The 21,840-nt window shown below is 49.7% G+C and carries 19 protein-coding genes and 1 pseudogene; 14 read left to right on the forward strand and 6 right to left on the reverse strand.

Going from position 1 to position 21,840, the window contains the following annotated elements:
• Window positions 1–36 precede the first annotated feature (36 nt).
• Both ACJJIS_RS08885 and ACJJIS_RS08890 read right to left on the reverse strand, forming a co-directional pair.
• Window positions 37–186, reverse strand: a pseudogene (locus ACJJIS_RS08885) (SymE family type I addiction module toxin); the annotation flags it as partial.
• A gap of 607 nt (window positions 187–793) precedes the next feature.
• Window positions 794–949 (reverse strand): hypothetical protein, encoded by a 156-nt coding sequence (locus tag ACJJIS_RS08890; protein WP_475710044.1) that lies wholly within the window; start codon window positions 947–949, stop codon window positions 794–796.
• A gap of 341 nt (window positions 950–1,290) precedes the next feature.
• On the opposite strand from ACJJIS_RS08890, the gene ACJJIS_RS08895 reads away from it, so the two are divergent.
• From ACJJIS_RS08895 to ACJJIS_RS08905, 3 genes are all read left to right on the forward strand, one after another.
• Entirely contained in the window at window positions 1,291–1,566 is a 276-nt protein-coding gene (locus tag ACJJIS_RS08895) for a hypothetical protein (RefSeq protein WP_475710045.1), read from the forward strand.
• 210 nt (window positions 1,567–1,776) lie between these two features.
• A protein-coding gene (locus tag ACJJIS_RS08900) for an IS3 family transposase (protein ID WP_475708187.1) occupies window positions 1,777–2,915 on the forward strand; the annotation gives its coding sequence in 2 pieces (ribosomal slippage) (window positions 1,777–2,026 and window positions 2,026–2,915; 1,140 coding nt in all).
• Between the two features lie 365 nt (window positions 2,916–3,280).
• On the forward strand, window positions 3,281–4,147 hold the full coding sequence (locus ACJJIS_RS08905; protein ID WP_475710046.1) for a hypothetical protein: 867 nt from the start codon (window positions 3,281–3,283) through the stop codon (window positions 4,145–4,147).
• A 320-nt stretch (window positions 4,148–4,467) separates the two neighbouring features.
• Here ACJJIS_RS08905 and ACJJIS_RS08910 read toward each other — a convergent pair whose 3' ends face one another.
• The 3 genes from ACJJIS_RS08910 to murI all read right to left on the reverse strand — a co-directional run bounded on the left by ACJJIS_RS08910 (window position 4,468) and on the right by murI (window position 11,554).
• Entirely contained in the window at window positions 4,468–7,926 is a 3,459-nt protein-coding gene (locus ACJJIS_RS08910) for a UvrD-helicase domain-containing protein (RefSeq protein ID WP_475710047.1), read from the reverse strand.
• Window positions 7,923–10,622 (reverse strand): PD-(D/E)XK nuclease family protein, encoded by a 2,700-nt coding sequence (locus ACJJIS_RS08915; RefSeq protein ID WP_475710048.1) that lies wholly within the window; start codon window positions 10,620–10,622, stop codon window positions 7,923–7,925. Before ACJJIS_RS08915 ends, ACJJIS_RS08910 begins: the two co-directional genes overlap by 4 nt.
• Window positions 10,623–10,720: 98 nt before the next feature.
• Entirely contained in the window at window positions 10,721–11,554 is an 834-nt protein-coding gene (gene murI / locus ACJJIS_RS08920; RefSeq protein WP_475710049.1) for a glutamate racemase, read from the reverse strand.
• Between the two features lie 257 nt (window positions 11,555–11,811).
• On the opposite strand from murI, the gene ACJJIS_RS08925 reads away from it, so the two are divergent.
• From ACJJIS_RS08925 to ACJJIS_RS08965, 9 genes are all read left to right on the forward strand, one after another.
• On the forward strand, window positions 11,812–13,188 hold the full coding sequence (locus tag ACJJIS_RS08925; protein WP_475710050.1) for a DNA recombination protein RmuC: 1,377 nt from the start codon (window positions 11,812–11,814) through the stop codon (window positions 13,186–13,188).
• Between the two features lie 6 nt (window positions 13,189–13,194).
• Window positions 13,195–14,124: an AEC family transporter gene (locus tag ACJJIS_RS08930; protein WP_475710051.1), complete on the forward strand. Its 930-nt coding sequence runs from the start codon at window positions 13,195–13,197 to the stop codon at window positions 14,122–14,124.
• On the forward strand, window positions 14,124–14,588 hold the full coding sequence (locus ACJJIS_RS08935; protein WP_413665600.1) for a DUF2489 domain-containing protein: 465 nt from the start codon (window positions 14,124–14,126) through the stop codon (window positions 14,586–14,588). Before ACJJIS_RS08930 ends, ACJJIS_RS08935 begins: the two co-directional genes overlap by 1 nt.
• Window positions 14,589–14,820: 232 nt before the next feature.
• Entirely contained in the window at window positions 14,821–15,174 is a 354-nt protein-coding gene (locus ACJJIS_RS08940) for a hypothetical protein (protein ID WP_444933057.1), read from the forward strand.
• Between the two features lie 870 nt (window positions 15,175–16,044).
• A complete protein-coding gene (locus tag ACJJIS_RS08945) occupies window positions 16,045–16,494 on the forward strand; it encodes a hypothetical protein (protein WP_444933058.1) in 450 nt (149 codons plus the stop codon).
• 204 nt (window positions 16,495–16,698) lie between these two features.
• A complete protein-coding gene (locus ACJJIS_RS08950) occupies window positions 16,699–17,100 on the forward strand; it encodes a hypothetical protein (RefSeq protein ID WP_444905420.1) in 402 nt (133 codons plus the stop codon).
• Window positions 17,101–17,187: 87 nt separating this feature from the next.
• Complete coding sequence (locus ACJJIS_RS08955) at window positions 17,188–17,445, forward strand: hypothetical protein (protein ID WP_444905419.1); 258 nt, start codon at window positions 17,188–17,190, stop codon at window positions 17,443–17,445.
• Window positions 17,446–17,577: 132 nt separating this feature from the next.
• Window positions 17,578–18,117, forward strand: coding sequence for a hypothetical protein (locus ACJJIS_RS08960; RefSeq protein ID WP_413665608.1), 540 nt, complete (start codon window positions 17,578–17,580; stop codon window positions 18,115–18,117).
• Window positions 18,118–18,255: 138 nt separating this feature from the next.
• Window positions 18,256–18,729, forward strand: coding sequence for a hypothetical protein (locus ACJJIS_RS08965; protein WP_413665609.1), 474 nt, complete (start codon window positions 18,256–18,258; stop codon window positions 18,727–18,729).
• A 437-nt stretch (window positions 18,730–19,166) separates the two neighbouring features.
• On the opposite strand, the gene ACJJIS_RS08970 is transcribed toward ACJJIS_RS08965, so the two are convergent.
• Complete coding sequence (locus ACJJIS_RS08970; protein WP_445358476.1) at window positions 19,167–19,853, reverse strand: sterol desaturase family protein; 687 nt, start codon at window positions 19,851–19,853, stop codon at window positions 19,167–19,169.
• 119 nt (window positions 19,854–19,972) lie between these two features.
• Between ACJJIS_RS08970 and ACJJIS_RS08975 the strand changes: the two genes are divergently transcribed.
• The gene (locus tag ACJJIS_RS08975) at window positions 19,973–20,884 is read left to right on the forward strand and encodes a LysR substrate-binding domain-containing protein (RefSeq protein WP_445358475.1); all 912 of its coding nucleotides are present in this window, start codon (window positions 19,973–19,975) and stop codon (window positions 20,882–20,884) included.
• Window positions 20,885–21,093: 209 nt separating this feature from the next.
• Window positions 21,094–21,741: a signal peptidase I gene (lepB, locus tag ACJJIS_RS08980; protein ID WP_475710052.1), complete on the forward strand. Its 648-nt coding sequence runs from the start codon at window positions 21,094–21,096 to the stop codon at window positions 21,739–21,741.
• Window positions 21,742–21,840 lie beyond the last annotated feature (99 nt).

Below are 21,840 nucleotides of genomic sequence, written 5' to 3' on the forward strand. Positions count from 1 at the left end.
CCCGGTAGGATGGTGAACTACCGGGGCTTTATTTTGTTACTCGGTTGTTAATATTAATCGACCCTCATCCACTTCAACCTTGATAGGTGTGTCGATATTAAATCCTGCTTTTGCCAACCATTTACCCTTGAGCTGAATCCAAGGAACCGGCGGCGTCACCGAGTAAGACCCGGCATTCTTGGGCTTGTAATCATAATAATCTTATTGACTTTGATGTGTTTGGTTTGCGCTGTCATTGGATGCCCTTCTGTTCAGCCAAGATAAGTGCCGAGCTTGGGCTTGCTAGACCGGAGGTAATGGACAAATTGCTACCAGTGGCGATTGAGTGGGGTGTGATTGCCAGTGGCGCGTTCTTGTTCCATAGCATCCAGCGCTTCAAACAGGACATAGTTGAATACCATCAACTGTCGCCACAGTGCCTCGTCGGCAGGGGATGTGTCAGTTTTTCCTATGGGAAAAGTAAATGTAGAGCTTTATTTGTTTGAGTAGGGGAGTATTTTTAAAATAAGTACTTATAAGCTTCTTAAACAAGTAGAATCTTCGGATGAAAGTAGATTTGATTTTGTGTGGAAGAGGGTGAAAGTGTTCAGATTAAAACCAAAAACTCTGGTGCTCTATTATATGGTGGTCTTATAACGATCGACAAAGTTTCACAAAATAAATCAGATATAGTTATAAGGCATAAATCAAATAAGAGGTAACTCTAAGCCCAGATGGTTATGAGTAGCTCCCCCATAAGTAGGACAAAAAGAAACAGTTCTAGCCCCTATATTAGAGAGCTAACTATCAATGGTTAGCTCTCTAATGGCCGCATGACATGTTCCACCTGGCGTTGAGCGAAAATCGTATCGATCACCCGATTCACCGTGTTCTTGTCTTGATCATCAAAAGCCTCCAGCAGCTTGAAGCGCTTAAATAACACTTCATTGCGGATGGAACTTCCCTCCATTTACTGGTCTATCATCAAATAGTCCAGGGACACCTCGAAAATATCCGCTAGCTGGATCAGCTATCCAGCGGCGGCGCATGCATACCGCTCTCGTACTTGTTGTGGTGGGAGTAGCGGATCCAGTTTGGCGGCTGCTGTCTAAGCCATGCCTCCCCCGGCACGCAAAAGCCGTTCGCCTCCCCGCCCGAAAAACTCCTGCCCGCCGGCACGGGCAAGCCCTGTGCCGACTGGGTGGACGGTACTTTCAATAAACACTGTACCAATGTTAGGTTCCCAAGGCGTGTAGGCCGGGCTGGTCGCAGGGTTTTTACCCCCTGGCCCCCTAGGGGGGAGTCAATTTTGTGTCGGCTGGGTTTGGCTATGCCATTGGTGCTAAAGCAAATATGGGCGCCCGAACGGGGCAATTTATAGCGAAGGTGGTGCTCGGCGGGATCATGTCCAGGATGACGGAAGGCAAGTTTGCTTCGGGGGCGATGTTTGCGGAATTCGTTGCTGCCGTGGGGGAAATGATAAGTAGTACTCAAGTTGAGTTGGAAGCTCCTAGGGGCACCGACAACTTATATGGGTGTCCAGAAGTTTTTCGAGCGCTTTGTGAATATAGATGTTTGAATTTCTAGGGGTGATATTTGGAGTTTGGTTTGTAAGTGGGGCAATACTAACCCTCACGTGTTATTCTTACTCAGAGAATACAGACAAGAGAATTCAATCCGAAGCTGTGAAAGAAATATATTTATGTATTAAATATAGATCGACTAAGCACGACATGTAGTGGTCTAATCCTTCCGGACACTTCGCTAAGATGGTAAAACTACCAAGCGAGGTGAAGTATGACAACAAAAGGTACACGTCGGCATTTCAAGCCGGAATTTAAGAAAGACGCCGTAGCGCTAGTCTCTGAGCAAGGGTATTCAATTTCTAAAGCAGCAGAGGTTGTAGGAACAACAGCCAATAACCTGCGACGCTGGATAAAGGAACTGAAGCAGGAAGAAGACGGTGTGAGGTTGGATGTAGGTGAGCGCGCAGAATTAGAGCGATTACGACGTGAAAATAAGCAGTTGCGGATGGAGAAAGAAATCCTAAAAAAGGCCAGCGCCTTCTTTGCGAAAGAAATGAAATAAAGTACAGCTTTATTGAAAAACAGCAAGGCAGCTTTCCTGTTAGGGTGCTCTGCCGGGTAATGCAAGTAAGTAAAACTGGTTATTACGATTGGTGTTGCCGTGGTAATAGCTCAATAGATGCTCAAACATGGCAACTATGCCATCGTTTGAAGGCCCTATTTGCAGAATCTAGACAGAGCCTGGGAAGTCGTCGGTTAATGAAGCTGTTACGTAAAGAAGGCTTTGAAGTCGGGCGCTATCGAGTCCGCAAGCTCATGAAAAAGCTAGGCTTGGCAGTAAAGCGTAAGAAGCGATTTACACTGACGACAGACAGTAAACATCACCTGCCGGTCGCAGAGAACCTTCTGAATAGGGAGTTCTCACCGAGCGCTAAAAATCAAGTTTGGACGACTGATATTACATATATTTGGACTTCGCAGGGCTGGTTGTACTTGGCGGTAGTGATTGATCTCTATTCGCGCCGGATTATTGGTTGGCATCTAGATCGCAAGATGGAAACGGCCCTGGTAACTCGTGCGTTGATGATGGCTGTCAATTTGCGTTCGCCCCCAAAAGGTCTCCTGCATCACTCTGATCGTGGCAGTCAGTATGCCAGCCATACCTACCAAACGTTATTGAGTCAGCATGGGATGGTGTGTTCAATGAGCCGTAAGGGAAATTGTTGGGACAACGCACCGACTGAACGTTTCTTCAGCAGCCTGAAGCGGGAGTGGGTAACGGGAAACCTTTATCCGACAAGGGAGGATGCGGTAGCAGATGTAAGAGCCTATATTGCTTATTACAACTCACGCAGAATACATACAACACTGGGAGACCTAGCCCCTATCGAATTTGAGAAATGTGCTTAAAGAAGTGTCCGGTTGGAGTTGACCACAACATTTGGGGTCAATATAGTTATTTCGTGATAACCTAAGGAGCCTCTGAATAACTCCGTGATACCTCTGGCATGCAGAGCGGTTCACAATCAAGGCGCGGCTTCGCAGGAATGTCTAGACCTTTCAAGAAGTCGCAACGCGGAGTGTGAATCGCTCTGCAAGCCCCGAAGGGCGGGCCTTGAAGGCCACAGCTGCTGCGTTGCAGCTCTTGCAAAGGGCTACGGCCATTCGCGGCGAGCTGCGCCTAACATCTGCAGCCTTCAAGACCCGCAGAGGCATTACGGAGTTATTCAGAGGCTCCCTAAATAGCTAATTTGAAAGCAGCTTGTGAAAAATTGATGTTATTTGGCACTACACAAAGCCCTAAAGGGCCTAATTTAAGAAAGTCAGTACCGGTAAGATGTAATCTTTCTGGTACCAAGCTTACTTTTTTAAAGCCCTTAAGCAACGCCTCAAAAATTAGTGGTGAAGAGCCAAGTGCTGATTTGCCATTGGCTTTCAATGAGAATATCTACTCCTTAGATAGTTTTAATGAAATTCGTAACAATGCATGGGGCATACTGCTTGCAGAGGAGCGGTATAAATATCATGGCCCGCCGTTCATTAATCCTGATGTTGGTGGGATGGAATTTACTGCCTCACTTAGGAAGATAGGCAATGACTTAAATCTACTTAAAGCCAGTGACTATGAGCATTGGGTTGATAGTGATATTAAAGCCTATTACTCCCCAGGTACTGGGTCTGTTTTCCAGGAATGGCTCTATCTTTTCCCGCTGTTCTGGCAAACCTTCAAGCTACCTAATACGAATGGTGTTCAATGGGTTGCCTACGCTGTTCAAGATTTAAGCTGCCAGGAAGGTGATCTAATCAAATATTATGTTCGTGCTGCAATTTCATCTGAGCATGAATTGGTTTTCTCATTTAGAGCCACAACTGATGATTATGATTCTGGTGCTTTCGGATTATTCAAAGAAATTTCAAACTTTATATTGAATAGTGTTGAGATTGTATTAACTGATTCGATTGCAGAAGAAATTAAAGCATTGTCGAAATCTGGTCTTCGGAACTTCAGTGAAAAAATGCCCGTATTGCGATTTGATGATGCGCCAAAAAACAAGTTCAGTAATTATGAATTGTTAAATGATCCGTGTTTTTATTTTACTAAAATCAATAAGGTGGTTGACCGTAGACTCTGGTCGAAGTAGGAATTAGTCTCTCTGTCTAAGATGCTTTGTACTGCCAGCTATATTGGGTCAAGTTGTATTTGTTGTGGGCTTACCCAGTGAACCCCAAAACCTCTTTTGGGATAATGCTTGGATGAGGTTCCTTTCAGTTTTTGACTGCATTACCGGTCTACTTAGCCCCTAGAGCTGGCTCGATGTGATGTAACTATATTTTTGTTTACTTAATCGCATCACATTGAGCTACTTTAAGATATGGAGATTGGATTTCTCTTGTCCTTTACATACCCAGTACTGCTCTCTTAAATAATTGATATGAACCTCGGAGCTATACCCATCGTTCCCTAACCTAACTCCACCAATCTCTGCATCAACGGAAAATACAAAGCACACCGAATATTCCGCTCCCCCCGTGCATAAAAGAGCTTGCGGTAATTCTCCAACTGATTCCGATACTGCTCTAGCTGAGCCGCAGTAAACTCTTCCTGGCTTTCCTCACCACTGGGCTCAGCCGTTTTGTAATCGACAATCCAACGGGTGCCTTCGTTATCGATAAAGGTACGGTCCACAATAGAGCGCCGTAACTGTCGGCCGCCGCTGTGGAGTTCTAGTTCGCAGGCGGATTCCCTTAGTGAGCCATCCAATAGCCAGCGGCCGGTGGGGCAGCTGAGGCTGTTGCGTACGGCGATCTCCACTTTCTCAGCAGCGCGGTCCAGGCTGGTGGCGGATAGCCCCAATTGTTTCAGGCGCAGTTGCCATAGGGGGCGCTGGGCTTCCAGTTTGGTGGGTGTCCAGTCGTTAATATTGGTCTCGGCAATGGTGGCGAGGGTTTCGTGGGCTACGGTGCCGGCGTGTTTGAGCCAGCGCAGGGCTACCTGGCCCAGTTCGGGAATATTGTCTTCTTCCTCAGTTTTGGGTTGGTAGTCTGGCATGCGGTATTGGGCCAGCCATTCCTGCCGGGGCATAGCTTGGGGTTGCCATTGGTGGGGCAGGCGCAGCAGGTAGTCGTGATCTCTACGGGCTTCATCCTGGTTGAGCAGGGGTTCTTCCGCTTCCAGCCAGTGGCACCAGTCGCTTTCCTGGTGATGTAAAACACTGGGCCAGATGCCGGAGAGTAGAGCGGCGCTGCCGGGGGCTTTTAGGTGACCCTTTTTTTCATCCCGGTTGATGCAGGCCAAAAGATGCAGCGAGCGGATGGCGCGGGTACAGCCTACATACAACAGGCGGGTGCCTTCCAGGCGTTCGCGCTCGCTGTTGTCGTGCTTAAGGTATTCAAAAACCGGGTCGCGGCCGCCGCGCGCATTTTTGGGGGCGAGCAGGAAGCGGCTTTCGCCTTCGCGGCTGAGCCACTCGCTCCAGCGCAGCAGTTGGTCGCTGCCGGGTTTGCCGCCTTGGTCCAGGCCTGGGATCAGTACGTGTTCGAACTCCAGCCCTTTGGATTTGTGAATGGTCATCACCTGCACTTTGGCATCCTGGGCGGGGCGGGCGTAGAGCTGTTCCAGGGCCAGGGTGAACTGTTGCCAGTCGGTAATGGCTCCGCCGGTATCGAAGGCTTCTAATAATTGCAGAAAATCCTGCACATTATTCAGATCAGATTTTTGCGCAACGGTGGCGGGGCCGCCCAGTTCCAGCCAGAGGCCTTCAATCCAGGTGCGCAGGGGTTTGCGGCCGCGCTGTTGCCAGGCGTGCAGCAGTTTGGGAGCCACTTGGGCCAGGCGTGTGCGCCCTTCATCGCTGAGCAGGCCGATATCTTCCACTTCCTGCAAGGCCATTAATAATGGGCGCGCGCTGGTATCGGTTACGGTGATATCCCCATTGCCCCAGTTGGCCAGGGTGTAAAGGTCTGGCAGTTGCAGTCCGCACCAGGGAGCGCGGAGTACGGCCAGCCAGCTGATTCGATCGCTGGGATCGAGTAGGGCTCGGGTGAGACTGAGTAAATCCAGCACCACCATTTTACTGGCGAGTGGCGCCAGCTCTGGGGCCTGGAAGGCGATATTGGCGGCGCTTAGGGCCGGCAGAATTTTTTGCAGGTGTTTTTTCTTGCGCACCAGAATGGCGATACGGCTTTCCGGATCTTGCGTTTGTAATTGCTGCACCAGTTCAACCGCTTGGGTGGCTTCGCGGTTGCGGTCTTCGTCATCTATGCAGCCGTAGAAATTCACCGAGGGCTCGGCCCATTTGCTGCCTTTAAAAGCTTCGGATTGCAGATAGCGTACGGCGCCGCGCCCGATATTGTCTGCTTGCGGAAAGGCCCTTTGGAAAGTCTCGTTGACCCAGTTCACTACCGCACTTTCGGAGCGGAAATTTACCTGGAGGTCGAGGGTTTCCAGGGGCACTTCACCGATACCGCGTTCGCGTGCATCCAGGAAAATACCCACGTTGGCATTGCGGAAGCCGTAACAGGATTGCATGCCGTCGCCGACAATAAATAAGGTGCGGCCGTCTCCCTGCTGCCAGCCGGCAGTGAGTTTTTCCAGCAGTTGTAGCTGGGTGTGGGAGGTGTCCTGGAACTCGTCCACCAGAATATGCTGGGTTTGCAGGTCCAGTTTTAGGGCCAGGTCTGTGGGGTTATCGCTATCGCCCAGGGCGATCAGTGCGGCTTGGGCCACTTCGGTATAGTCGGTGGCGCCCAGTTGCTGGAAGACCAGCTTTAATTCTGCGACTAACTTGGGCAGTACCTGGGCGAGCCCTTGCAGCAGTTGCCATTGGCTCTGTTGCAGCCCGCTGGGGAGCTTGCCCACTTCCCGCAGTGCGGAGAGCAGCGGTTCGTTGCCGGCTAGTTCTGCCAGCAGGTCTTTCATGCGCTGTTTGTATTCTTCGGCGATGGGGCGCTCGGGATCTTTTTTATCCGGCAGGCCAAAACCGATTTTTTTATTGATGCCGCCGCCTTTGCGCAGGTCACCGGTGGTGGTGAGGAGCAGGCTGCCGAGGGCGAGCCAGGCGGGCAGGCCGCTGCTGTCTGTGCTGGGGAAATCGTCCAATTCGGAGAAGAGGCACAGGCCGTGGCTGGGGTTTTCCTTTTGTAAATTGCCGCCGGCATAACTGGCTAGCTCCAGCAGTTCCCCGGCATAACTGCCGAGGGCTGTGGTGAGGTCTTGCAGCTTTTCTGCCACCAGTTCGTCGATAACAAAATGGAAATAATCCTGGGCGCCATCGAAGTTAACGCTCAAAAGTGGGCCGAGCCATTGCTCGCGCTTATCCAGCAAAATACGCAGCAGCTTATTGAGTTGGCCCAGGTCGTTGTCCAGGTGGAGCAGTAGCTGCTGTAGATCTGCGTCTGGGGTTTCGCCATCGAGGTGTTTGAGCAGGTTCACCACCGCTAGCTCAAAGGCGATTTGAGTGCGCTCCAGGGGTTCACCCGGTGCTCCCAGGCCGCTTTCGACTGGCAGTTGGCTGGCGAGGCTGCGGCAGAGGCCGTCGATGGTTTGAATGCGCAGGCGCTGGGGTGTTTGCAGCAGTTCCCATTCCAGTTCGCGATCCCGCTCCAGTAGGGCGCGGGCCAAATCCCAGGTGATGGCATCGTGGGGGTTGTCTGGCCGGGCTTGGTCGCGGGCGCTGTGCAGGGCATCGATCAGGCGCTCGCGCATTTCACCGGCGGCTTTGCGGGTGAAGGTAATGGCCAGCACTTCTTCCGGCTGCTGGCAGGCGGCGAGCAACTTTAATACGCGCTGGGTGAGCAGGCCGGTTTTACCGGAGCCCGCCGGGGCAGATACGGCAAAGCTGCGGCTGATATCCAGGGCTTGGCTGCGGGCGTCGGCATCGATGGGGCGGCGCAGGGCGGGAGTGGTCACGACTTCGTTCATTCGGTTATTTGCTCCCTTTCCGGCCAGCGGTTTAGGGGCCAGAGTTCACTGTTGTTATCGGTGAGGCGATCAAAGGCGAGGGTGGCTACACCACTGCGATATTCCGTGGCGAGGGATTCCAGGCTGTAGCGCCAGTGCTCCACCAGATTGCTCCAGGTGCCGTAGGGGGATTCCTTTTCGGTATCGCCCACGGCTTTAATGCCGGTAATGGGGTGCTCCAGGTCTCCGCAACCATTCCATTTGCAGTCGCCGTTGCGCACCTGGCCGAAGGCGATGGCGTGGGCGTCCGGTTGGAATAGGGCGTAGAGCGGCAGCTGGGGTTCGCGGATGCGCTGGGTTAGCCAGTCGCGAATACTGGGGACGCCGGTTTTGTAATCGATTACCAGTTGTTCGCCGCTGGCGAGTTGGTCCAGCCGGTCCAGGCGCAGGTTAAAGTGCAGCCCGCCGATTTCCACGGCTTGTTCCCATTCGACTTTTTCTACGGAGAAATTGGGCCTGTCCAGTTCCACGGACAGCCATTGTTGCAGCAGGCGCTCCAGGCGCTGCTTTTCCATGGCCCAAAATCCGATCGGCAGGTGATTGTATTTTTTGCGCACACTGCCGAGGGAGCGCTCCACCGCACGTTCGATTTGCGCTTGGCGTTGCTCGTCGTCCATAGCTTGCAGTTGTGCGAGGGTGCCGCACTGTTGCCAGAATTCCGCCAGCACCTGGTGCACCACATTGCCGCGCTCGGCGGGGCCGAGGCCGATATCCGGTTGGGTAAAATTGCTGGCGCCGAGGCGGAAGCGCAACTGCGCATTTAATGGGGACAGGGCCTGGGCCTTGAGCACCGAGGCACCGCCGCGCACCCGTTCGCATTCGGCGGGGGTGAGTGGCGGTAGCTTTTTGTCTTCGATTTTTTCCAGCTGGCAGGCTTGCGCCAGTTGGCTGTAGTGATTGTGCAGGGCGCCTTCGGCAAAGTGCTGGGCTTGTTGCGGGCTTTCAAACAAGCTGCTCAGTCCCTGCTGCACACCGTCTTCTTCACAGGTGTAACTCACGACGATATCGCCGCTGGCATTCTGCAGGTCGGCGGTGAGTTCTCGGGCCAGTTCCAATTCCCGCTCAGCGCTGGCGCGGGGCATCTTCCAGTGTTTTTGCCATTGAATTGGCAGCAGCGGATTGGGTGCCGGTGCCGGCGGCCACTGTTGTTGGCCGAAGCCGACCAGGCGAAGGTGATCGAAAGCGAGGCCGCCGGCTTCCAGTACCCCGAGAATTTGCAGGGGGCCATCGCGGGTTTCCGCTTGGAAGGGGGTGCGGCTGGCAATCTGACGCAGCAATTGCAGGGCCTGGGTAAGGGTAAGGTTGCCACCGCAGGCGCTGAGTGCGGCGAACTCTTCCAGGATGGACTCCCATTGCATCAGCTGCTGGTATTCCTGGCTGTCCGGGTTGCGGCTGCCGGGCCAATTTAATGCGGTAAGTGTTTCGGAAAAGCGCGCGGCCCAAATTTCTGCCGGCGCTCGCTGCCAGCGCCGGGCGCGCTCGGCCATTTGTTCCAGCTGGCGGGGCAGTTGCGGCGCTTCCAAGTAGAGGACTTCTGCGGTGCGCTCGGCCCAGTAGCGCAGGGTGGCGCCGTCGATACGGCGAAGTTCCAGTTTTTGTAAACGGCGGAACAGGGCGCTGCGCAGCCAGGTTTCACTGTCGTCACCCCAGAAGGGGCTGAACAGGATATTTTGCAATTGAGGGTAATCCCATTCGTCTTGCAATAGCGATAACAATTGTAAGGCGGCGCTGCCGACCGGTGTCTGTGCCAGGGGCGTACCGGCGGAGAAGTTAAACGGGAGTGTGTAGCGCGGTTGCTGCGGGTCCAGGTATTGAGGTTCGAGCACGCGGGAAAATACCGCTTCCACCTGGGCGCGGCACTGGCCCAGATTATTTACCACTATGCCGACACTGTGGCCGGGGTTTTCGGCGAGCTTTTGCCCAGCCCAAAGGGCTGCCTGGTAGAGTTCTTCATCCAAATCGGAACAGGCGGCTACGGATAATTCACTCTGCTGGGTGAGTCCCGGTCTTTCGAAAACGCTTGCTGCACCTGCGTGAATCAGGGCATTGGCGAGGGGCGAAATCTGGGCAAAGCCGGCGGTATCAATTTGCGCGACGGGTTCCAGAATGCCTTCCTGGAATGCACGCAGGATCAATTGATCGCGCTGGTCTGGCGTGATGGCGCTGTGGGCCTGAAGTTCAGTGGCAAAGGCCTTGATCATGGCGCACAGCGGCAGTTCGTCGCTGCGCATAGAGAGTGCGAACTGTTCCAGTAGGGGAGTTAGCGCTTCATCTATTTGCGAGAGATCGGAAATCAGCTGCCATTGGAGCAGCTGCGCCAGGGCGCTATCGGCATCCCGGCACAACTGCTGGCTGTTGAGCAGTTGCCGGTCCAGGGATTCATCCAGGGCGCGCTGCCAGAGTAATTGCCGTTGCTCGCGATTCAATACCTGTTGCAAGGCGGGTTGCCAGTTGCGCTGTTGCAGTTGGAACCAGAGTTTGTCCAGCCAGCTGCGCAGGGATTCCACCGGCGGCGGCATCCAGCAGGCACCGGGCGACTGCTGCGCGGCAAACACTTGTTGGCAGCGGTTGCGCAAACGGTTGTTGGGGGTGAGCAGCAGTCCGCCGGGGGGCAGCTGCGCAAATATTTCGAGAGCGGGAAATGCCGGCTTCAGCATGAATTCGGGTACCGGTTAGGGCTTGTTATTCGGGGAACGGTCGCGGTTTGTGACGGAACTGTCAACCCAAGTGCGCAGTTCTCATCATTTTGGCGATATTAGGTGTTGGATGTGAGGGGTTCGGCAACCGGGGCGAACTCGCGGAAGGCCCGTTCGATATTGCCGGTTAGGTCAACCGTGCTGGTGATCAGGCGGCCAGTATTTGGGGCATCCGGCAGCATCAGCCCGAGTTCTTCCAGCCACCAGCGCACTCGCCGGGCGATGGCTTCGCCGGAATCCAGCCATTGGATTGAGCGAGGGGCGAACTGGTCCAGTTCTTCCCGCAGCAGGGGAAAGTGGGTGCAGGCCAATACGGCAATATCCACTTGGTCGCCACCGGCGGTGTGGAAGACGCGGTGTAATACCGGCTCCAAATCCTCTGCGGTGATAGCTTCGCCGCGCAGTTTGCTTTCCGCCAGATGCACCAACTCCGGTGCGGGCACATTAATTACCCGGTTGCCGTTGGCAAATTGCTCAATAAGCTCGCGGGTGTAGCGGCGATTGACGGTGCCCTCGGTGGCAATCAGGGCAATAGTGCGGGAACGGCTGGCGGCAGCGGCGGGTTTCACCGCGGGCACAACACCCACTACGGGTTTCTTCAGAGATTCGCGCAACTGGGGTAGGGCCAGGGTGCTGGCGGTATTGCAGCCCACCACTAAAATATCGGCACCGCAGTGCTCCATCATGGCTTGGGCCTGCTGGACGATCCGGGGGCGCAGTTCTTCTTCGCTTTTGTTGCCGTAGGGGTAAAAGCCGTTGTCCACACCCAGGTGCAAGGTCAGGCCCGGCATCAGGCGGCGGATCTCCCGCGCAATGCTGACGGCGCCCACGCCGGAATCAAAGATCAGGGCGCTGGGGGCTGGGCTGTCTGGGAGGGCGCTGTGTTTGTGCATGCGTTCTGGAGTACCAACATCGAAACCAATCCTCCAAGAATACCTAAAACCCCGTAAAAATTCCCGCTGGGTCTTCTCGGGCGCAAACCTATCCCTTGATACTGAGGTTATCGGCCGGGCTGGCGCGGGGTACTTTCCAGGGGCAAGCTGGTAGAATGGCGCCTTCGCCTGGGTGGTATCCCGGGCAGGCCAGCGGGCGAGGCCCCTGGCAAAATCCTGATTTATCCTTCTCTTTCCAGGTCTGGGAGTACCACTCTATGCCAGCGTTTCCGCTGCAATTGAATGCCGATCACGCGGTGATGGCGGCTGTTGCCATCTTGTTTCTGTTGGGCTTGGTGTTTTGGTTGGCGCGAGCCAGTAGCCGCCGCGCTTTATTGCAGAGCCAAGCCGCTTTGCAGGTGGCCCAGGCGCGTATCGATAGCAGCCGCGAGCGGGAATCCCAACTTGGGGTTGAGGTGGAATCCCTGCGTACCGAGCTGGCGGATAAGCTGCAACAGCTCACGAGAAGCCAAGTGTTGGTAGAAAAAGGGGAGGCGGCCCTGGCGGAGCAGCGCAAGCTGATGGAGCAAATGCGTATTGCCATGGGTGAGCAGTTCGAGAATCTGGCCAACCGGATTTTTGAAGAGAAGCAGCAGAGCTTCGTGCGCCGCAGTGAGGACAGTTTGCGCAAAAGTCTCGATCCGTTGGAGCGTCAGCTGGGGGATTTCCGTAAACGAGTAGAGCATGTCTACGATCGCGAAAATGCCGAGCGCAACAGTCTGCTTGGGCAGATTAAAGCGTTGCGCGAGCAAACCCAGCGCATCAGTGATGAGGCCCTGAACCTGACTTCGGCCCTGAAAGGAGATCGCAAGATCCAGGGTAACTGGGGTGAAGTAGTGCTGGAGCGCTTGCTGGAGGAGTCCGGCTTGCAGAAGGGTCGCGAGTACGAAACCCAGGTAACCCTGACGAGCGATGGCCGCAGGCGCCAGCCGGATGTGATTGTGCGCCTGCCGGAAAACAAAGACCTGATTATCGATTCCAAGGTCTCCCTGGTGGATTACGAGCGCTACAGCTCGGCGGAAACCGATGAGGAGCGCACTCAGGCCCTGAAGCAGCATGTGAATTCCCTGCGCGCCCATATCACCGGCCTTAACAAGAAGGCCTACGAGCAGTTGGAGGGTGTTCGCACCCTGGATTTCGTCTTTATTTTCGTGCCCATTGAGGCTGCGTATATGTTGGCTATGCAAGCGGACCCGGACCTGTTCCGTTTCGCGTATGAGAAGCAAATTGTCCTGGTGAGCCCCACCAGCCTGATGGCGACCCTGCGTACCGTCGAGAATATCTGGCGCTACGAGAAACAAAACAAGAACGCGGAAAAAATCGCCGACGAAGCCGGCAAACTGCACGATCAGTTTGCTATGGTGCTGGAGTCACTGGACGTTCTTGGTGACCGCTTGCGCCAAGCGGATGACGCCTACCAGCAGACTTACAAGCGACTGGCGACAGGGCGTGGTAATGCGGTGAAGCGTATTGATAGTCTGCGTAAGCTTGGTGCTAAAACCCGCAAACAAATATCCGCCCAGCTCCGTGACAGGGCTGAGGATTCAGGACAAATGGCGCTTCCTCAGGAAGAGGGAGTTGCTGCGGAAGACTAATTCCCTATGGAAAATATTTCCTTTGCTCTGCTAGTTACAGGCCCGATCTTTTTGATGATTATCGGTGGATACTTGCTTACTAGGCAGGGCATGTTGCATAAATCCTTTATCGACGACGCAACGGTGCTGGTTTTCAACGTGATGCTGCCTGCACTGTTGTTCGATAGTATTTATTCATCGAATGCAAAACCCTCAGAAGAGATCCCCCTTTTAACAGCGGGAATTTTGGGTACCTTCGCGATAATCCCCATATCTTGGCTGATGGCTCGGCCCGTTAATGTGAAGGATCGCAGTGCGTTTATCCAGGGTGCATTTCGTGGAAACGTTGCCATTGTGGGGCTCGCCTGGGTTGAGAAGGCGTTTGGTGAGTCGGGCGTTTCTCACTCGGCAGTGCTGGTTGCAGCGTTGACAATTCAGTTCAATGTATTCGCCGTAATACTTTTTGTTTTTTACAACGAAGAGAAGAAATTCAGCCTGGGCTTGTTGCTGAAGGAGTTGGCAAAGAACCCATTAATCATCGGGGTATTCCTGGCAATTTTGTGCCGGGTGCTGGATATCAAAGTGCCACAAATGGTGCTTGATACCGTTAAAATACTGGGTTCTGCAAGTTTACCAATGGGGCTGATTTGCATTGGTGCGAGTATGAAGCTAGGCCAGCTACTGCGTAGCTCGCCAACAGCGCTGACCTCCTCAGTGCTCAAGTTATTAGGAGTACCAATACTCTCAGTGCTGATTGGTTGGGCCCTGGGTATGAGTCCGACCTATTTGGGCTATTTAATGCTGATCACTGGCTCGCCTTGCGCGATATCGGCCTTTGTGATGGCTCATACCATGGGTGGTAATAGCCAATTGGCGGCCAATATTGTTGGTCTTAGTACAGTGCTCTCTGTGATTTCGGCCAGCATCGGGCTGGCGTTACTTAAGGTGTATATTTAATGACTGTGTTTCCTACTTGGCTGCTGATTGTTGCGGCTTTAGTTATCTTCTCCCTGGCGATTGTAGCTGGCTACTATCTGCGCAAATTATCGATTGCACAGAAGAAGCAGGCCGCGCAGCTAGCTGAGCTAGAGCAGGCTGCAGAGGATCAGCGACAAAGAGTAAATGACAGTATTCAGATTATTGCTCGCACGCTATTGGATGATGGAGTCGGGCTTACCGAAGCTTCGATTCGTATTCGCGTTCTTTTGGATGCACTTCAGGTGGAAGATAAAGTGCGTGAAGAGTTTGTGGCCTTTTACACCATCGCAGAGAAAACCAGTCATATCCCAATTCTCAAAGACTGGAAAGAACTGCCGCGTAAAGAACAGTTCAAGTATGAATTGGAGATGGCGCAAGTAGAGGCGGACTATAAGGATTTTGCGATGGATGCCGCCAAGCGGATTTTGGGGCGTTCTTTTTAGAGCTGAGTCATTTCCTGTTTGGGGGTGGCTTTTTGGATCAGCGGGTAGGGGACTGCCTGCTGATTGAAGAGTATCGTATCGCCAGCTTTCCTCCTGGCCCCTTCATATCACTTACCCCTCGCCTGCCCACTTTTTGAATGTTATAAATATCGACTTATAGCATTGTTTTTATCGAGTTAGCTACCTGCCTAACCATTACCCCTTCAACTAGCTTCGAATAGAAGCCTGACTTATGACGGAAGAAGTTGGATCGAGAGAGGATCGGTACTGGAAGTATATTTATTCCAGCAAGCTGAGAATTAAGCGACGAGTGCTGCGAATGGAGCGGCTGGCAGCAAGGAGACTTAGTCTGCTGCTGGTTAAGGAAAGATCACTTGATGATTGGCGCTTTGCGACCAGTCTTGAATTTCTACTTACTTGGAAGCTAAAAACAGGATGCTGCCCTGATATCATGTGGTGTGATGGGGTTGAGTTCGAAGATATACATATTGCTGGTAAGAGAGCTATTCGCTTCAGCGGCTCAGCATGGATAGGTCCTGAAGGAGCTGATAATTTTTTCCAGGTGCCTTTGGAGGCTTATATCTAGCTAAAACCGAGTGGTAAAAAAATCAAGACTTATCATTTTAGGGTTAACTACGGTGGGTGTTATTTTGACCTGAAAAGACCCTAATCGATATAGTCACTGAGGTGACAATTATAAATAAATAGATATGGCAGGTGCGACGTGGTTTGTGTGAGCATGCGCAGGAATCAGAGAGCCAATAACTGCATAAGTATGAGAGTAGATAAGCGAACTATATCGGGCAGGTATGAAAAACTTTACTATTGTATTTCCAGAATACTGTTTGAAAATGATATAGAAGGTATCAACTTCGGGATAAATCAAGATGAATATGAGTCAGAAGTTGGGACAATATTACCACCGCCTACATGAAACTGAAACGATAGAAGATATTCAGCAGGTGTTATTAGAAGAGTTCAGTTATTGGTTTGGCTGCGATAGGGATCTTATTTTTTGATTGGATATTGTTTGGTAGCTATCGGATGGTGAGATGATAATTATAATTAGAGTTATACGTGCCGCTATAGGTTTATTTGGCATTAGCCAAGCTGTTGGAATCTTTCAATTTTCTCCCGATGGTATGAGCGTGGTTGTAGGGGTGGATGAGCTTATTCTGAGACTTGCTGTTTTGCTTGTATGTCTCACGTTATTTTTACTTTTGAGGCGAATGATAAATCATCTGTATCGATTGAAGCGTAATAATGATAAGGTTTGTATAACTTCCTTGTGGAATTTGTAGTTGTTTGGTTGCTAGAGTTTATCACGATAAATTCCTGTAATATTAAATGGGCTTGTCTGAGGTTAAGTGGAATGTGAGTGCTCGCTGGGAGACGGCGTAATCCACACCGAAAGATAATGTTTAGAGTTAAATGCGCGTTGAGTAATATGGGAAACATGAAGAAGATATCAGGATCTACATTCTATTTTAAGAAAATTTTTCCAAGTATATGGTTTGGTTTCTTGGTGCTTTTTGTGGCTGCCTCTATATCTGGAGGTGCAGTTAAAGATTCGTTTATGTTTTTAGTCATGCCGATTTTTATGGCTGTATTTGGCTTTTTCTTTTTTAAAAAGCTGTTGTGGAGTTTGGCTGATGAAGTATACGATGAGGGAGAATCATTGCTCTTTCAAAAAGGGAGTAAGCGGCAAAGAGTTCAGCTTAAAGATATTATTAATGTCAACTATGCGCAAATGAACGCGCCCGAGAGAATTGTTTTGCAAGTGCGCACGGAGGGGGATATTGGAAAGGAGTTGGCTTTTATTCCCCCAATGAGGCTTAACTTTTTCTCTAAAAGTCCTATTGTTGTAGATTTAATCGATAGGGTTGATCGTGCTAGGGAGGTCTAGCACAGGTTCTGCTATGTGTTTAACAAGGATGGGTTAGATGGTCGGGAAGCTTCGAATGATTCCCGTGCCTTTTGTAAGTAGTGTTGTTGGTTCTTGGGAGAGGGAGCCTCCATGTGTAGGAAGAGGGTTTTAGTTGCTTTAGTGATATCTCTACTTCTTGTTGGTTTTGGTTTCAGCTTTAAGCCACTAATAGAATCGTGGAGTATGCCTGCCAATGCTGGTGAGCATTTGATAAGGTTCGACATAGGTGAGCTGAAAGAAAATCGCTTTGTAATTATAGATAGTGGCTTTGATGGCTATTGGGGGCACTCGTATTTGATTTTAAAGGATAGGGGCGAGGTAAGAGCATTTCTTTTGCTTACACGAGAAAATAGATATCTGATGCCGTCAAAACATCACTTATGGAGTGCTTCCGGTTATTGCCAAAAGCTTCAGATCAAAGATCAAGTGATTTCTTGCGAAGATGAAGATATTTATGATTGGCAGAAAGAGGGCTGGAGGTGGAACTTGAAGGGTGAGAGTCTTTCAGGTGAGTTTGGAGCATTAGAAGTTATAGATTATGCCTATGAAGGGCGTTTCATCGCTATAGGTAAAAGCAGCAGATAAGTCGTGGTCAGACGAGCCTCTTTGCTGTTTCTATCATTTGTGAGAGCGATTAAGGAATGATCAATAGAGCGGGTGTGGGGGCGATGAATGATGCCTAGATATGTTAAGCTGCTTAGCTTAGAGGAACTTGAGCAGCTTTCAACTGAGAGACTTCTTGCCTACCTTTGTAAGCTCCATCAATGTGAAGACTCAGTTGACGCTTCCGATTTTTGCGAGAGTGAGGCTCATATGCCGGGAGTGGTATTTTTTAAAGAATCAGATCAGTGGCGGAGCCAATACAAGTTAGTAAAAGAAATTTTATCGGCAAGGCCTCATATTGATAAGGTGATAAGAGTAAATGGCTAATGGATTTAGGTGCCGAACTGCAGGGTTGAGTCAACTACCGCTGTAAACTTAATCTCTCAAGGGGGGAGTGGAGCTAAAGGCCCTTAGCTGTATTTGCTTGATAAAGAGTTGTGTAGAAATGGAGTGCTATACGTGACAGATGAAGAGTTAATAACATTTATAGGCAAGAGTGTTGTTAATAACTGGGAATATATTGTAGGTATTTATTTTGCGTTACTAAGTGGCGGGGTTGCGTTATCCTGGATGATTTCCAATCTGATCCACAAAAAGGAAATTAAAGTCCTACAGTTAGAGATTACCCATCAAAAAGAAAGGTTTTCTCAATTTGAGTCAATTATGGAGCAGCGGATAGCATCCATCCAGTCAGAGGCTGAAATGCTGCAAAGGAAGATCAGCTTTGCTAGCCCGGCAGTTCCTGCGGCAATGCCACTGAGTGATCCCTTTGCTGATATTGAGCAGAGCGTTAGTCCTGATGTTGATTGTTTAGAATCTATGCAAAGACGGGATATTGAATATCTGGATATCCCTGCGCCTTTGAAGCGGTCAGCTCCACTTGAAGTTCGAGAGAAGGGCTTGGAGAAAGGGGATGTATCTGATTATAAGATGTTGTCCTTATTGGATAAAACTGATGCTGTTAATAGGACCCTCCGGGAAATAGAAGTTCCCTCTTAAGCCCTTACTTTGCTGGTTGGCAGCTTCATTCGTTCTGTTGATATTTTTTGGGGGTGGCTGCCACTACTGATACTGGTTTTGGGCATGTATAATTGGTGGATGCCTTTAGTAAGTAACGGAATGATTTTAGAGGGATGTATGGAAAAAATTTATAGAAATGGACTCAGTTCACGTGAGTCTGCCAAAAAAATCTTAACTGTCAATCTTGGTGTTATAGGTATTGCATTACTAGTTGCTCTTATCTTTACGCGTATGTTTGGCTCTTCAGCCGAGAGTGGTGAGTCAGATCTTACCTTTTGGACTTTTGTGATTTTAGGTTCTTTAGGTGTTATCGTTTATATATACCTTTCTTTGATACGATTACTTCCACTTGCAGAAATTAATGGAAATACACTAACGGTTTATACCGGAGTCTTTATAAAGAAGACTGTAGACCTTGATAAGGTAGAGAAAATAACGTTTCAATATAGCTCAGAAAAAGATCAAAGGATGAAGGTTAAGTATCCGCGGAAAATTGCAGAAGAGTTTACGATCAAGCAGTCAAATTGTTCAGTTAAGCAACTTTCCGAGTTTATTACCAATCGCTTTGATGTGAATGTTGCCTATACATAGTGGTACGAGCTTCTATGGTCCCTCTATTGCTGAATAAGCCTACAAGGCGGAACACCTTTTGGTGAGGTGTTCTGTCCAGTGTAGGAGGCAACTCAATGCTTAATTATCACAGCTCTTAGTTTCTCAGATTTTATTGTTGAATTTCTTGGCTGGTATAAGAATGCTGGCCAAGTCAACGCTGTATAATGTAATTGTCCTTTTGGTATTTATGGCTCCCTTTTTTCTGGTACGGATGTGCTTTAAATAGAGCAATCAGTTTAGTGGTGCGTTGTCCTGGGGAAAAGTTTGATCTCAAGGTCTTCCATGAGGAGTTTCTAAGTTTTGGTAATGCGCCAGTGCCAATTATCCGAGAGTTAATGCTGGCAAGATTACAGGAAGAAGATCAAGATCAAAGGCAGAACCTAGTGCGTAATAAGGTACAAGTAATCTACAAACTATCAGTCGCGAAAGTCGTCAAAGGAATCCTGCGGCTCCCAATAGAAAGTGCCTAATAAAAGGTCGAATAGCGGAAAAGTTAAATTGAAATTATAAATTTTCATTAGTTTACGGTGATGATGAATTCTGTGTAAGTGGGCTAACTCACGAAACACTGGCACTTTATGAAACCAGTGACTCTTGGGCTGGTGATAACCGATATGCATTAGCTCATAAGCCAGGTGATTTAATATCATGGTTGCTGCTGTGATATATCCCATATTACCTGAAGCCACCCAGGATAGAAAAAAACCACAAAGTGGTGCCAGAATAAAAGTGATAACAGCTGTTAGATAGATTGGAAACAGTACTATACGCCAATCACGAGTTGACTCAAAAGACAGCAAAGGTGCAGAAAAGAAACTGTGGTGATCGCCAGTATGCCTCTTGTAAAACAGTTTGGTAAATCTCAACTTATTATGCCCAGACCAGCGATGGGCGGCATACTCTACAGCGTTGTAAGCAAGAATTCCCAGTGGAATTATTAGCAGTTCATGCGCCCTCAGCTCACTTATCTGAAAACTACAGTAAATAGCACCGATTAGGCTGATCAGTAGAATACTCCCTAAATGGAACCAGCCGCTATAGCGGCTTTGGGCATAGGCTCTATATTGCTCTCTGAAAGCCGCCGTATCATGCATGTTCGACATATTTCACCTGACTTTTTATAGTATTTACGGTTTTTCATGCTATTGACGATAAATATAATCAGGGACATCATGTATCGTCTAATAAATAATTATTAAATGCATTATTCATCAGGTTGATAATGTCTACGCACCTTAGATCACTGGATTTAAATCTGCTTCCCGTTTTTGAAGCACTTATGATTGAGCGAAACCTGACCAGAGCTGCAGTAAAACTGCATATGAGCCAACCGGCCGTTAGTGCTGCCCTCAAGCGGTTGAGAGCTACTTATGAAGATGAGCTTTTTATACGGACCGCTAGGGGATTGCGCCCCACTGAACGCGCACTGGTACTGCACCCCTCTATTCACCAGGCACTCAACACCGTCCGTTCAGGCTTCCAGCAAACGTCTTTTGATTACCGGAAAGCAGAGCAGGAATTCTCCGTCGTTATGCCCGATGTGGTGGAAACTCTGATGATCCCCGGCTTCTGTAAATGGCTTCGAGAATTTGCACCCGGCATAAGGCTTACTGTACTCCCCGATGAGTCAGAAATGACAGCCAGAATGGTGAGTAATGGGGAAGTAGACTTAATCATTGACTACCTACCTGTCAATTCCCCCAGCTATGTTAACCAGCCTATCGCAGAAGAAGAGCTTGTGGTTATTGTCAGCAAACATAATAAAAATGTGGGTGAGACAATCAGTGAAAAAAAATTCCAATCGCTGCCACAAGTATCCCTATTAAGAGGAAACCCTATGGGCTCTCCAATGGAAAGGCTAGCCAGGCCCAGAAAGTTACAGCGTAATATTTGTTTACGAGTCCCACACCTCTCGTCTTTCCCATATGTGGTTTGCACAACCGATTTAATTGGCGTTGTACCAGCAAGAATGATGATTTCAAGCTATTATAAAGAGCTTCCCATACGTATGCTCAAACTGCCAATGGCATTTCCAAAGGTAGTGCTTCAGCTCACCTGGCATAAGTCGCAGACAACAAATCCAGCTCATCGATGGCTAAGGGAAAAAATTTTGGAGCTTTATCCGAGTTTATAAACGCTGTGTAATACGAGTGCCCTTTGATATTTATGGCTCCCTTTTAGTACGGATGTGCTGCAAATAGGGTAATCCTTTTCGAACGTTCTGATAAGGATAATGTCCCACCTAATGAAGGCTAGAGGCTGATTTTTTAGTTTTCAGAGGTTCTGTTATTTCTGAGTGATCAGTTGTAAGTGGTGCGTTGCCCTGGGAAAGGAGTTTAGGGAATGAGTGGGTTTAGTTTTAAGAGTGCGGTAAGAAACAACCGCAGTGCAATATTGTTTCTATTTCTTATGTACTTTTTCAAGTCAGCGTATGCCGACTGGTCTCCAGTACCAAGTGGGTCTATGGAGCCTACTATTCATCCTGGTGACTTTTTGTGGGTAGATAAGACGAGTTATGGGCCAACTTTATTTTTCTTCAATAAGCAGGTTGCTCAATGGGGGAATCCTTCCAGAGGAGATGTTATTACCTTTTTGCCACCTCACACTGATCAACTATATGTTAAGCGTGTAATAGGCGTCCCTGGTGATAGCTTACGTATTGAAGGGGCGAATGTGTTTGTTAATGGAGCTCAGCTTGAGTATCGCCTGGAAAGTGGGGTGGGCTCGGACATCCTGGGTAGGGAAGTCATTGATGGCAGGGAGCATCAGTTCAAGCTTAGTGGTAATAAGACATTGCCATACATTGGGAAGACTATTGAGATCCCTGAAGGTAAGTACTTTGTCATGGGAGATCATCGCAACGATAGCTTGGATTCGAGATATTGGGGCTTGGTTGACCGTGATAGGGTTATGGGCAAAGTTACCTCTTTAGCGTTTTCCTTCTCTAAGGAAAGAGATTTCTTTAGTAGTGTGGCGATGCCTCTCAAGTAGGTAGTCAATAACACTTCTTTAAAAGGGTGTAGCTGTTCACTGGCAATACTTGTGTTACCAGAGAATAGAGGGGGGATAAGTGCTTCTCCTTCCCGGTTA

It is taken from the genome of Microbulbifer maximicatervae (SeqCode), assembly GCF_056231245.1.

Bases quoted from the DNA above. Each gene is read 5' to 3' on its own strand.
- ACJJIS_RS08890 (WP_475710044.1), bottom strand. From the start codon at position 949: ATGGAGGGAAGTTCCATCCGCAATGAAGTGTTATTTAAGCGCTTCAAG.
- ACJJIS_RS08905 (WP_475710046.1), top strand. From the start codon at position 3,281: ATGTTATTTGGCACTACACAAAGCCCTAAAGGGCCTAATTTAAGAAAG.
- ACJJIS_RS08910 (WP_475710047.1), bottom strand. From the start codon at position 7,926: ATGAACGAAGTCGTGACCACTCCCGCCCTGCGCCGCCCCATCGATGCC.
- ACJJIS_RS08915 (WP_475710048.1), bottom strand. From the start codon at position 10,622: ATGCTGAAGCCGGCATTTCCCGCTCTCGAAATATTTGCGCAGCTGCCC.
- murI (WP_475710049.1), bottom strand. From the start codon at position 11,554: ATGCACAAACACAGCGCCCTCCCAGACAGCCCAGCCCCCAGCGCCCTG.
- ACJJIS_RS08925 (WP_475710050.1), top strand. From the start codon at position 11,812: ATGCCAGCGTTTCCGCTGCAATTGAATGCCGATCACGCGGTGATGGCG.
- ACJJIS_RS08930 (WP_475710051.1), top strand. From the start codon at position 13,195: ATGGAAAATATTTCCTTTGCTCTGCTAGTTACAGGCCCGATCTTTTTG.
- ACJJIS_RS08935 (WP_413665600.1), top strand. From the start codon at position 14,124: ATGACTGTGTTTCCTACTTGGCTGCTGATTGTTGCGGCTTTAGTTATC.
- ACJJIS_RS08940 (WP_444933057.1), top strand. From the start codon at position 14,821: ATGACGGAAGAAGTTGGATCGAGAGAGGATCGGTACTGGAAGTATATT.
- ACJJIS_RS08945 (WP_444933058.1), top strand. From the start codon at position 16,045: ATGAAGAAGATATCAGGATCTACATTCTATTTTAAGAAAATTTTTCCA.
- ACJJIS_RS08950 (WP_444905420.1), top strand. From the start codon at position 16,699: ATGCCTGCCAATGCTGGTGAGCATTTGATAAGGTTCGACATAGGTGAG.
- ACJJIS_RS08955 (WP_444905419.1), top strand. From the start codon at position 17,188: ATGATGCCTAGATATGTTAAGCTGCTTAGCTTAGAGGAACTTGAGCAG.
- ACJJIS_RS08965 (WP_413665609.1), top strand. From the start codon at position 18,256: ATGGAAAAAATTTATAGAAATGGACTCAGTTCACGTGAGTCTGCCAAA.
- ACJJIS_RS08970 (WP_445358476.1), bottom strand. From the start codon at position 19,853: ATGTCGAACATGCATGATACGGCGGCTTTCAGAGAGCAATATAGAGCC.
- ACJJIS_RS08975 (WP_445358475.1), top strand. From the start codon at position 19,973: ATGTCTACGCACCTTAGATCACTGGATTTAAATCTGCTTCCCGTTTTT.
- lepB (WP_475710052.1), top strand. From the start codon at position 21,094: ATGAGTGGGTTTAGTTTTAAGAGTGCGGTAAGAAACAACCGCAGTGCA.